Origin of the sequence: Hyphomonas sp. BRH_c22 (assembly GCF_000961795.1) — a bacterium.
In the GTDB taxonomy this organism is placed as follows: domain Bacteria; phylum Pseudomonadota; class Alphaproteobacteria; order Caulobacterales; family Hyphomonadaceae; genus Hyphomonas.
Genome location: NZ_LADU01000007.1, coordinates 1 through 10,424, shown reverse-complemented (window position 1 = coordinate 10,424; position 10,424 = coordinate 1). Strand labels below are relative to the sequence as shown.

The following is a 10,424-nucleotide window of genomic DNA, read 5'->3' as shown; positions in this document are numbered from 1 at the left end:
GTCGCCAGATGCGGTAAACCCGCTTCTCGTTCACATGCCAGCCATCATTTCTGAGGAGCGCCGTGATCCGGCGATAGCCATACCGGCCGAACTGTTCGGCCAGGCGGATAATCGCCGATGTCAGGGCGTCCTCATCGTCTCGCCGTATGGGCTGCTTGCGCTGGGTCGAACGGTGCTGGCCGATCACACGGCAAGCCCGGCGCTCAGTCACGCCAAGCTCTTCCACCACATGATCGACCGCAGCGCGCTTGCGGGAGGGGCTCAGAACTTTCCCTGAGCAACCTCCTTGAGGATCTGGTTATCAAGCGTGAGGTCGGAGACGGCCCGGCGCAGACGCTGGTTCTCCTTCTCAAGGTCCTTCATGCGCTTCGCCTGGTCGACCTGAAGGCCGCCATACTCCTTGCGCCATCGATAGTAACTTTGCTCGGTCACACCAACGGCACGCGCAGCAGCTGCAGCCGTCTCCCCGCGGGCAAGGCGAACCTCCACCTCCCGCAGCTTCGCAATAATCTCTTCAGGCTTGGCTCTCTTGCCCATATCTCAACTCCATAATCGGAGCCGGGACTAACTCAAATACTGGACCACTTTCCGGGAAGCAGACCAAACACATGCTCATCCCGCAGGGCGCGCGCCTGATCGGACGCTACCAGTCGGACGTCTCGTTCGGCCAGGACCGGGCGCTGGTCTCCTGGGACCGGATCATTTTTCCAGACGGAGCGTCGATCACCATTTCCGCGCCCGGTGCAGACGCGCAGGGCCAGGCGGGGCTCTCAGATCGCACGGACCATCACTGGGATCGCGTATTCGTCGCGGCTGGCCTTGCGACAATCCTCGGCGTCGGCGCCGAACTCGGTGCGGACGGCGACGGTGATATCGAACGCGCCATCCGCCGCGGCACGACTGACACGGTCAACCAGGCCGGCCAGCGCGTTGTCGAACGCAATCTCGGTATCCAGCCAACGATCAGGGTCCGCCCCGGCTGGCCGGTTCGCGTCGTCGTCACGCGTGACTTGATTCTCAGACCGCTTTGAACAGGAGCCACCCATGTCCCTTCGTCTCGACAGGCTTCCGGACCGCACGCCCGTGCGCATGACCATCTCGGTCGACCCTGACCTCGCCACAGCGCTCACCGATTACGCAGAAATCTACCGCCAGACCTATGGCGCGGAAAAAAAGCCCGAAACGCTGATCCCCGCCATGCTTGAAATGTTCCTGGGATCAGATCCCGGGTTCAGACGGGCGCGCCGCGCCCTCCACACACAGGCCAGCAAAGGAGACTAGACCCATGGCACAGATCGGCACGTTCACCGTAAAGAATGGCACCTATACCGGCACCATCCGGACCATGACCATCAATGTCAAAGCCCAGCTCGTCCCCAACAAGGACAAGGGCAGCGATGGCGCACCGCATTTCCGGCTCTATGCCGGCGGCGCCGAGCTCGGCGCGGCATGGCGTCAGGATTCCAAAGATGGCGAGACACCGTATCTCGCCGTCAGGCTCGACGATCCGAGTTTTGCCGCGCCTGTGCGCGCCGCCTTCTTCGAGAATGAGAACGAAGGCACCGGCGTCCTGGTCTGGAACCGGCCGAAGGCGGGCTGAAACCCATGGCGGCAGGATCCGGCTCACTGGACTGGTTCGGCAGGGACGATGGCGCGCCATACGCGCGCCTGTCCTGCTGCCTGCGGAGGACTTTTCCATGAGCCGGATTGACGCTGACCGCCTCGAGCGAGCGATCACAAAGGTTGCGCGTCTGATCGATCGGGCTGGCGATGACTTCTGGCCGATACTCGAAAGGCTCGAAGCTGAACGTGATGACCTGGTTTCCAGGCAGGCAAGGCTCGCGCGTTACCTGTCTGAGGGCAGGGGGACGCGCAAGCCTGACGCGCGGCACTGGACACATATCGGCAAGCAAAGTGACTGGCAGGAAGGCAGGGATTGGCGATAGACGCACTCGCATATGATGGCGAGTGTCATCAACCGCATGCCACTTTTTAATGATCGCAATAGAAGCCTGTCTCTGACGGCAAACAAGCGATGAGTTTCGAGTAGCCAATCGGCCCATATCTGCTGCCACTTGGGCTACAGTAGCTGGAGGAACGGCGCTCAAGTACGGATATCCAATGACTGCAGGCTGGTGGTCCCGGCAGTCTGGTTGGTCCGGTAGACGCTTTGCGCACAAGGTCATCCCGTCATCAGCGAACAAACCCCAGGGTTAACGTCGACCGGTCCTGAATGGGTCACAACATGCGCCGCGATGCGATTGGTTCACAACTCATGGATGTACGCTACAAATCACATGAGTTGGAAGTGATGGTAGGGGCGCAGAAACAGGCTTACCTGCAGTCTCAGATTTCTGCCGATCGCGACGGCTGCCGTATTCCGCTTGCAGTCATAAGCAAGCCGTGCCTGATACCGCAGAAATTCGCCAATTCCAGCCACAGACGCTAGCTGGCGAACGTCCGCAGTAAGTAGTCCTGGGGACGCTTGACCAACATTTTCCTTTCCGACAACCGCGAGGATCAGGTGCGCGCTAAGGTCTTCGCCAAGGCGCTGATCGGGCAGGGTTTCGCCTCGTTGATAGGATTAGAGTCGCCTTAGGGAGGCTTTGTGGAAGCCCAATCCCCATTCTCTCCGCGACACCCCGCGTCGAAGACTTATTGCCCTCTGGTCGAAAGAATGCGGGCACATTACGGTTGCGGTAAAATTGATCGGAAAACATTCGTGCCTGAACTCAAAACCGCTATCTCCAGACTCAAGGAGCATCCTTTCACACTCATCGGCCTAGCCGATAGGGAGAAGTTTCACACCGGTCTGCTTGCGCACGCATTGAGGTGCTCGATTGATCGTGATCGCGGTTCGGCAATTGATATCGTGTCAGAGTTATGGGGAGACCACATCGCGGCCAGCCAGTTACAGCGTGCTCAGAAAATCGAGGTTTTTGTCGAGGAAGGTTCGGTAGACCTAGGCATCAGAGTGGACGGTGACGTGGCGTACTTTGCTGAAATGAAACTGAAAACAGGGCTCGCAGACCATCAGCTCAAAAAGTACAAACACAAACATCCCGATGCTTGTGGCGTCGTGTTGGGTTTGTTTTCCGAGGAAACGGGCCACGAGGACATCGCTTCTCGTAAGTTCCCCGATATTATCTCTAGCTCATTCAAAATGCCGCCAATCTCAGATGAGTTGGACGAGGCGAAACAAGATTCGCTCATATTACTCCGTATGTGGAAAGACTATCTTTCGGCTTTAGCCAATGTTTCCGGACAATTTGAGAAAGCGGGTCTCGGACCTATAGAGGGCGCGGAGCGCCTGAAGGAAGATCTGCGAACTTTGAAGTTGAAGGGTGTATTCGAAGCTTTCCGGTATCGTCTGATATTAGCAGAAGTGCAAAAGAGGAATTGCCCGGGTTCCGCCGAAATATTTAACACGCACGGCAACGCCGGGATTCACTTCAAATTTGACAGGGATATGCCATTTGGACTGCAGTGGCAGGCAGGAGCGCTCAAGCTGTTCGTCGAGGACCCCCGATTTAAGAATGGCGTTTCATCCGACTTGCGCGATGCTCGCCTCGAACAATTGGCTGAAAAATATGTTAGTCATTTTGGGCTGGCTAAAAGAATCTTGCTTGGTCGCCCCGGAAAGTTTCGGTCGGTAACAGTTGACCGCTGGAGTATTTTCGAACCGTGTAAAGAACGAATTGAAAAGATTGTCGACGGTTTGGTCTATCTTGGCGCGTTATAGAAGCAACAAGAATGCCCCTCGATGCGAACTGCCAATGCTGCATGTATGGTGAGAAGTCATCATCAAGGTGACGGCTTCTATAATCAACACCGAGGGCATTCAGCCCCCGGATGGTAAATTCCCTTGGTGTTCGAGCGAAAGGCCGATTGGTGAGGAGCAGGGTCGGAATAAAGGCGTGAGAGGCCCTGTTCAACCTATGCGCTCCACCGACTGGTCAGTTCGTTTGCGAACCAGCACTCCTGAGTCACATGTAACCGTCGAGAGTTCAGGGCAGATCCGGATGTCGAGCTCCGTCAGCTGGTTCCCGTCGCACCGAAGAACGGTCAAGGATGGCGTACTCGAAAGGTCCAGCCCAGTCAGCTGGTTCTCGTCGCACCAGAGAACGGTCAGGGATGGCACGCTCGAAAGGTCAAGCTCCGTTAAATTGTTCCTGGAACACCGGAGCTCAGTCAGGGATGGCACGCTCGAAAGGTCCAGCTCTGACAGCTGGTTCTCGTAGCAATCGAGGCTGGCCAGCTTCGGCATGTTTGAGATGTCGAGCTCTCGAAAACCCATACTCGTGAGTTTCAAACGGATTATTGTACCGTCGACGACGCTTTCGGCAGAATCGTCACCCTCGTAAAAATCGCGGAGCGCCAATGATGTGAACTCCTCAAACGTCCATCTTTCATCATTGGAATCTAGATGCTCCAGCCAGGCATGCAGCTGACGATAGTCCTGGTCATGAAGCTCGTATTCCCCAACCCGCCAGAGCTTGCCGGAATGACTCTTCAACGAGGGAAGTGCATCAATGGTGGTTCTCGAAACGAGGTGGTTTCCGGACCGACGCGCTAGCCGTCTTGCGTTCTTTCCCTCTGGCTTGCCGTCTTGCTCTGACACGCGAGATCTACCTCTGAATCTATCGATCACTTTCATAAAGGCGCAGTCTAAAAAGCGAAAGGCATGAGAGGCAAAATCATAAAGACCTTCAATAAATCCGCATCTTGCGATACGTCCAGTCATGAAGCGGATGCTGGCGATGAAAAGCCATGCTATGACGCATTCGAAGGATTTCAGGCTGTCTTTTGCAATTCTGCGGCAGCGCCCGAGCCAGGCGAGCGTGCGTTTGACCGCCCGCCACCTTGGCAGGCATCTCAAGGCACTTGGCCTCTTCGGACCTCCGGATGATTTGGCGGGGCCATGTTCCCATCTTCCCGAGCGCGCAGTTTGACGCCGGCATATCCGCTATCGGCGAAGATGTAGCCCAGCCTGGGCAAACGATGGTGAGCTTAGGCGAGAATGGTCGGCGGGCCATCGCAGTCCTGGCCGTCGCCTGCTCCATGATCAATCAAGCAGGCCTCACCAGTCCGCTGGGCCGCAAATTGCGTTATCCCCATTTGTGGCGCCGCGCCCAATTGAGCGGTGTGCGGACGAATAGGACTGCATCATGAGGAAACCTTAGGTGTCGCTCGTGTATTGATGAGGTTCAATTGCGACGTTCTTTGAGCGTTCTTGCGGGGATCGGGTTTGAAAGTCGCGAGGAACGCTCGCCACTATGTTCCCAACCCATTGATATATCTCATGAACATCGCTTGTCTGCGCTGTCCAACGGTCTTCATTGAGTATACGCCGTCTCGTCTTTCGCCATCGCGTTCGGCCCGAAGAAAAATCTCCTGGCCTCAGCATAAGCCGTCGGAGATTTTCATGCATCCCACCACGCCACCCGCTCAGTGGCTCCTCGCACTGGCCAGCTTCATGAGGTTCAGCATAGCCGGCCCAGGCATTGGTGGCATGCCCAACCAAAGCAAACTCAGGCAGGCTACCACTTGCGATGGCGTAACCTTCGAGGCGACCGCCCCCGCCAAATTTTTTACCGGACGAGTTCCCTCCAAATCCGTGGTCCTGTAGCACGACACAGAAAGGCGGAACAGATTCATCGCGCCGGGCGTAAAGCGTTTCAAATGCGTCGAATCCATCCCACCCGAGAAACAGTACTGCGAACACGTCGGCACCATGCACATTGTCCTTGTGTGGTTTTCGCCCGAATAAGACCAACATTGCGTATGGAGTAACGGGTGTGAACATCAGATAGCCCGGGCCGGTGGGTGTTGAGCATCCAGCGGCAGTCAGATCGCCTTCAGACAGAAGGATTTCCGATACTGCTTCGTAATTTCGGAATGGTTCGTCCCGCAATACCTTGCGGAGTTCGTGCAGGCTCAGTCCACTGTCGCAGTAGATGAAGCAGTGCGCAGCGTGTGCCCGGTTGAAAAGCGAGACAGGGCTGCCATCGGTGCCTGATCCTGGATAGAAGACAGTCCGCGATCTTAGGAGGGCGCTCAGCATGTCAGGTCGGCCAGCCATTTTGCCCGACGCGCATTGCCTTAGCCAGTCGGGCTGTTCCTCATGGAACCGTTGCAGATACGTGTCGGTTTCCATGCGTTGACCCTTTGAGTTTCGGCTTTAGTCTCCATCTCTTGCGCAATGGAAAATTTTTGCAAGTCAGAGGCCCCGGCAGGCGCTTACTCGGATTACTGGTCTCACTCGAATACTGGATTCTGAAGGTGCGGAGGTGAATGAATGAGGCTGGATAAAATGCGCTTGAATGCGCCGAGGGGACAACAGGTTATCTACCTTGAGCAAACCCGCGCGCCATGGGGTGGAACAGATCCGAGAGGGCTGCTTGAGCCTGGAGCGCGCTATACTGTGAATCGAACAATTGTGGGTCGGTCGCTGAGTTTCGTCGAGTTGGCAGAACATCCTGACGATCAGTTCAACTCGGTGATGTTTGAGGAATCCTCCCCAATCCTGCCGGCAGTGCAGACCGTCGAGGAGATATACAATGCGAACTTGTTGAGCGAGCGTATCAAAACGGATTATCCTGAATCCAGAGATCGTTGACCGGCTGCGCAGTCGTATTCGTCAAGTACATCGGTATGATGGTATCATATCAATTGTCATTCGTTCACGATCACCGGCGTTTGCCCATAAATAGGGTAACCAACCCATTTTTAAGCGGCTTGTTTCCTCGACTTCGCGCGGCGATGCTTGCAAACCCATCCCGGATTGAACTGATGGAACTATTCATGACCTGAGCCTCTACATTCCCTCAATTATTTCGCGAGTCGAGCCTGTCCATGGTCCATGGTTTGGCGTGTGGCGAGCGCGTCAGGAACTGAGCTCCGCACAAGATTTCACGCGTTGTGCGATGGAGCTCCAAATGTGCCAGTGTGATCATTCTTGTATCGGTCAGAATACTGCCGGCACCTTTTGTCCCGATCCAGCATGCGAATCCCGGTAGCCTGAGCCTTTCATCGGAGTCGGAATGGATCATGACCGCCCCCTACCGCTTCACGCCGCAGCACATGCTTACAGGCGGTGACAACCTGCCGGCCGAAAGCGCCGCTGCGCAGATGGAGGCAACCGGCGACTACAAGGTTTTGCGGCGCCTGACCCCGCCGCAGCCGTATGCGTGCACTAGTCCCAACGGCCAGCAGGCAGCGTTTCTGGATGTTGAAACGACCGGCCTGGACGATGATGATGAAATCATCGAACTGGCCATTGTCCCCTTTCAATACTCATTGGATGGGGTGATCTGCGGTATCGGCGAGGTCTTCGATCAGTTCAACGAACCCACCCGTCCTATCAGAGAAGAGATAACCCGGCTCACGGGGATCACGCCCGAAATGGTCAGGGGCCAGGCGATAGACAAGAACAAGGTGCGATCGATCCTGTCCGGCTCCGACCTCATCATCGCCCATAACGCAGGTTTTGATCGCCCCAAATGTGAGGCCCTCATGGAGGAGTTCGAGGCCAAGCCATGGGCGTGCTCGCTCAATGACATTGACTGGCGAACTGAAGGTCACGAAAGCGCAAAGCTGTCATATCTGGCCATGGAGTACGGCTTTTTCTTTTCAGGCCACCGCGCCGATATCGATTGCCATGCGGGCATCAAGCTCCTGACCATGCCGCTGGCGTCTACTGGCCAACGCGCGCTGTCCTGCCTGCTCACCTCCGCCCGCAAGCCTGGCTGGCGCGTCTTTGCTGTGGACGCGGACTACGCCTCCAAGGACACACTCAAGAAGCGCGGCTACCGCTGGGCGCCGGCCGAAGCCCTGCCGCATCCCAAATGCTGGTGGAATGATATTGATGATGACGCGCTGGAGGACGAGATGACGTTCCTCGAAACAGAAGTCTACAAGCGCCCCACCAGGCCGCCAGTTTACAAGATTGACGCTTACAACCGCTATTCTCGCCGGATTGGTTGATACTGAAGTATCCAGTCACGCGCTAAAAAAGCTGGCTTGGCCCAATGTCGGACTTTTCGCCCCAAGGCGCGGTAAGCCTCGTCAGACGGTTTCTGTTTCTTTCGGAGCCGACACGCGACGCGTCGTGGTCGTCACCTTTGGCTTTGGTAGGACCCGGAAGCGGGACTGACACCAAGCAAAGTCAACGCCGACGTCTAGCAAAGCGTCTGACCGTCCACATGGGCAGGCAAACTCCATGACTGCACAGACCCGATATGTCTCTCCCGCGACGAGAGGCACAGGTTCGCCGGTCACATGGTTCGGTGCCGCATTTATGCAGAGCACCAGATCACCAGAACCAACATCGTAACTCATAAGTTCATTTTACCACAAAGAGCGCGGTTGGCCCACAAACAGGACCGTGCAGGGTTCAAAGATCGATTTTGCCCGGAGTTGCACTTCGCCCGGAAATTGGCTGCGCAGCAGATGCGGCAATCAAAGTTCACGGACATCCAGGCGATGTGCAGTTTGAGACCTCCGAACTCTCCCGCTCACGAACGATCCTCGCGCCTCGGCATGACATTGCTCTCCCTGATCAAAGCGCGATACCCTCAACCAGCTTTGCAAGATGCGCCAGCGAAGCGCCTTTTCCATAACGCTCCCGGTCGAGACGGTGACCGAACAGGTCGCGCCTGATGCGATCATCAATGCCTGCTTCGATCATGCGGTCCTCGAAGGCATGGCGGAGTGAATAGAAGGAATGCTCCGGCGTTTCCAGGAGCCCGTTCTCCTTCAGGTACTTGTTCACCGTGCCGCTCAGCGACGCGCTGTCGCGATAGCGCGGGAAGCCATTGGGAAACTCCCTGAACGCCTCAAGCGACACGCCTGCGAGCGGTATGACCCTGCGTGAGTGGCGGGTCTTCAGCTGCCGGTCGATCGGCTCGATGGAGATGTGGGGGATATCATGACCCAGGTGGATCGTGCCTGTGGTGAGGCCAGCTCCTTCGGACGGGCGGTAACCGGTATTGACCATTCCGAGCAGCAGGCCGCGGGCCTCATCATTGAGGCCGCTGAGGGCGCCGGGCGCCAACAGGCGTTTCCGGATCCAGTCCACGCTGAAGGGCGGCCGCGTGCTTTTTTCGCCTTCGCGAAAGGAAAGTTCGCCAAGCGGCAGGTCAAGTCCCAGCCGCTTCATGTTGTTCACGGTTTTCAGGACATCGCCGAGATGGATGAGGTCCTTGTTGGCCGAGTTGGGCGTTACTTCCGCCGCCTCGATACGTTCCAGCCAGAACTGACGAAAATCGAGCATGTCGTCCCGTGTGATGGCATCGATCGGCTTGTTGCCGACCACTTCGACAAAGTTGCGGACGGCCTTGATCCTGGGATTCTTCCATCGGCGGACCTGGTGCTCGCTCTTGCCCACCACTTTCTCCCGCGCCAGTGTCCAGTAGATGTCGAGGGCGGCTTCGACGGTAATCCTGGGTTTCTGCACCGTTCCAAGCAGGGCAGAGGCCTCGAACGTGTCCGGCACGCCCCGGACGTCCCGGATCGCTTCCACGCGCTGGAGGAGCGCCTCGACGGGCAGGCGCGAGACAAGGTCGATATCGAGGTATCGAAAGCCCCGGATGCGGGCGAGTTCCTGCGCGGCCTCGTAGCGTTTTTCTGCCGCGGCGGTATCGCCGGCAAGGCGTGCCTCCCAGGCTTCGATCAACTGGCTCCAGACCCGGTCAGCCTTGCTGCGGGCGACCGTCTCGGAATCGGTGTGCAGGCTGACCCAGATCGTGCCCCGGGGTTCAACGCTCCGATAGCGGCGCGGGACCCGTCGTCTGAGCTGGTAACAGTTGCTGCGCTTGAAGATCGACACAGATTTCCTCCGTCATTGCGCGGAAAATGTGCAGTAAATTGAGCAGCCCAACAAGTCTGAATGTATGCAACTGGGCGCAACAGCGCGCAAAAAAACCATTGTATTCTGGGAGTTATGAGGTTTCCAGTCGAGGGAAAGTGGCGGAGAGGAAGGGATTCGAACCCTCGATACGCGTTAACGTATACGCCCTTAGCAGGGGCGCGCCTTCAGCCGCTCGGCCACCTCTCCAGCGCAAGCTAGTCGTCTAGTGAAACCGGAGCCGCACCGCAAGCCCCGGTCGCCATCTAACGCATGTTTCCTAGACGTTGAACCGGAAGTGCAGGACATCGCCGTCCTGGACAATGTATTCCTTGCCCTCGGCCCGCATCTTGCCGGCTTCCTTGGCGCCGGCTTCCCCGCCCGACGCGACAAAGTCGGCAAAGGCGATGGTTTCGGCGCGAATGAACCCCTTTTCGAAGTCGCCATGGATAACACCGGCGGCCTTCGGCGCGGTCCAGCCACGCCGTATGGTCCAGGCGCGGGCCTCTTTCGGCCCGACCGTGAAGTAGGTCTGCAGGTCGAGCAGGTCGTAGCCAGCGTGAATGAGCCGCGTCAG

The 10,424-nt window shown here is 57.2% G+C and carries 12 protein-coding genes, 1 tRNA gene and 1 pseudogene; 8 read left to right on the top strand and 6 right to left on the bottom strand.

Annotated features, from left to right (window positions below):
- A pseudogene (locus tag VR74_RS20335) lies at positions 1-537 on the bottom strand (IS3 family transposase); the annotation flags it as partial.
- A gap of 11 nt (positions 538-548) precedes the next feature.
- Between VR74_RS20335 and VR74_RS01470 the strand changes: the two are divergent.
- The 6 genes from VR74_RS01470 (at position 549) to VR74_RS01445 (ending at position 3,742) form a co-directional block, all read left to right on the top strand.
- Complete coding sequence (locus tag VR74_RS01470; protein ID WP_366462000.1) at positions 549-1,031, top strand: TrbI/VirB10 family protein; 483 nt, start codon at positions 549-551, stop codon at positions 1,029-1,031.
- 13 nt (positions 1,032-1,044) lie between these two features.
- Entirely contained in the window at positions 1,045-1,281 is a 237-nt protein-coding gene (locus VR74_RS01465) for a DUF2274 domain-containing protein (protein ID WP_045693752.1), read from the top strand.
- 4 nt (positions 1,282-1,285) lie between these two features.
- On the top strand, positions 1,286-1,600 hold the full coding sequence (locus VR74_RS01460) for a DUF736 domain-containing protein (protein ID WP_045693751.1): 315 nt from the start codon (positions 1,286-1,288) through the stop codon (positions 1,598-1,600).
- Between the two features lie 97 nt (positions 1,601-1,697).
- Positions 1,698-1,946 carry a hypothetical protein gene (locus VR74_RS01455; protein ID WP_045693750.1) on the top strand — a complete coding sequence of 83 codons (249 nt, stop codon included), beginning with the start codon at positions 1,698-1,700 and terminating at the stop codon, positions 1,944-1,946.
- A 299-nt stretch (positions 1,947-2,245) separates the two neighbouring features.
- Positions 2,246-2,449 carry a hypothetical protein gene (locus tag VR74_RS01450; RefSeq protein WP_045693748.1) on the top strand — a complete coding sequence of 68 codons (204 nt, stop codon included), beginning with the start codon at positions 2,246-2,248 and terminating at the stop codon, positions 2,447-2,449.
- 273 nt (positions 2,450-2,722) lie between these two features.
- Complete coding sequence (locus VR74_RS01445; protein WP_045693746.1) at positions 2,723-3,742, top strand: hypothetical protein; 1,020 nt, start codon at positions 2,723-2,725, stop codon at positions 3,740-3,742.
- A gap of 189 nt (positions 3,743-3,931) precedes the next feature.
- Here the strand turns inward: VR74_RS01445 and VR74_RS20330 are convergent, their stop codons facing one another.
- The gene (locus tag VR74_RS20330; RefSeq protein ID WP_299949308.1) at positions 3,932-4,516 is read right to left on the bottom strand and encodes a leucine-rich repeat domain-containing protein; all 585 of its coding nucleotides are present in this window, start codon (positions 4,514-4,516) and stop codon (positions 3,932-3,934) included.
- Positions 4,517-5,179: 663 nt separating this feature from the next.
- On the bottom strand, positions 5,180-6,157 hold the full coding sequence (locus tag VR74_RS20325) for a hypothetical protein (protein ID WP_299949307.1): 978 nt from the start codon (positions 6,155-6,157) through the stop codon (positions 5,180-5,182).
- 141 nt (positions 6,158-6,298) lie between these two features.
- On the opposite strand from VR74_RS20325, the gene VR74_RS01425 reads away from it, so the two are divergent.
- Both VR74_RS01425 and VR74_RS01420 read left to right on the top strand, forming a co-directional pair.
- Positions 6,299-6,619: a hypothetical protein gene (locus VR74_RS01425; protein ID WP_045693741.1), complete on the top strand. Its 321-nt coding sequence runs from the start codon at positions 6,299-6,301 to the stop codon at positions 6,617-6,619.
- A gap of 431 nt (positions 6,620-7,050) precedes the next feature.
- Positions 7,051-7,986, top strand: a complete 936-nt coding sequence (locus tag VR74_RS01420) for a 3'-5' exonuclease (protein ID WP_299949305.1) — start codon at positions 7,051-7,053, stop codon at positions 7,984-7,986.
- Between the two features lie 574 nt (positions 7,987-8,560).
- Here the strand turns inward: VR74_RS01420 and VR74_RS01415 are convergent.
- The 3 genes from VR74_RS01415 to VR74_RS01405 form a co-directional block, all read right to left on the bottom strand.
- Complete coding sequence (locus tag VR74_RS01415) at positions 8,561-9,829, bottom strand: tyrosine-type recombinase/integrase (protein WP_045693739.1); 1,269 nt, start codon at positions 9,827-9,829, stop codon at positions 8,561-8,563.
- Between the two features lie 138 nt (positions 9,830-9,967).
- Positions 9,968-10,057: transfer RNA gene (locus tag VR74_RS01410), tRNA-Ser, on the bottom strand.
- A gap of 70 nt (positions 10,058-10,127) precedes the next feature.
- Positions 10,128-10,424: DUF933 domain-containing protein (locus VR74_RS01405; protein ID WP_045693737.1), on the bottom strand; the 297-nt coding region annotated here is incomplete at its 5' end.

Coding starts and splice junctions, on each gene's coding strand:
- VR74_RS01465 (WP_045693752.1), top strand. CDS start 1,045: ATGTCCCTTCGTCTCGACAGGCTTCCGGACCGCACGCCCGTGCGCATG.
- VR74_RS01460 (WP_045693751.1), top strand. CDS start 1,286: ATGGCACAGATCGGCACGTTCACCGTAAAGAATGGCACCTATACCGGC.
- VR74_RS01455 (WP_045693750.1), top strand. CDS start 1,698: ATGAGCCGGATTGACGCTGACCGCCTCGAGCGAGCGATCACAAAGGTT.
- VR74_RS01450 (WP_045693748.1), top strand. CDS start 2,246: ATGCGCCGCGATGCGATTGGTTCACAACTCATGGATGTACGCTACAAA.
- VR74_RS20325 (WP_299949307.1), bottom strand. CDS start 6,157: ATGGAAACCGACACGTATCTGCAACGGTTCCATGAGGAACAGCCCGAC.
- VR74_RS01425 (WP_045693741.1), top strand. CDS start 6,299: ATGAGGCTGGATAAAATGCGCTTGAATGCGCCGAGGGGACAACAGGTT.
- VR74_RS01420 (WP_299949305.1), top strand. CDS start 7,051: ATGACCGCCCCCTACCGCTTCACGCCGCAGCACATGCTTACAGGCGGT.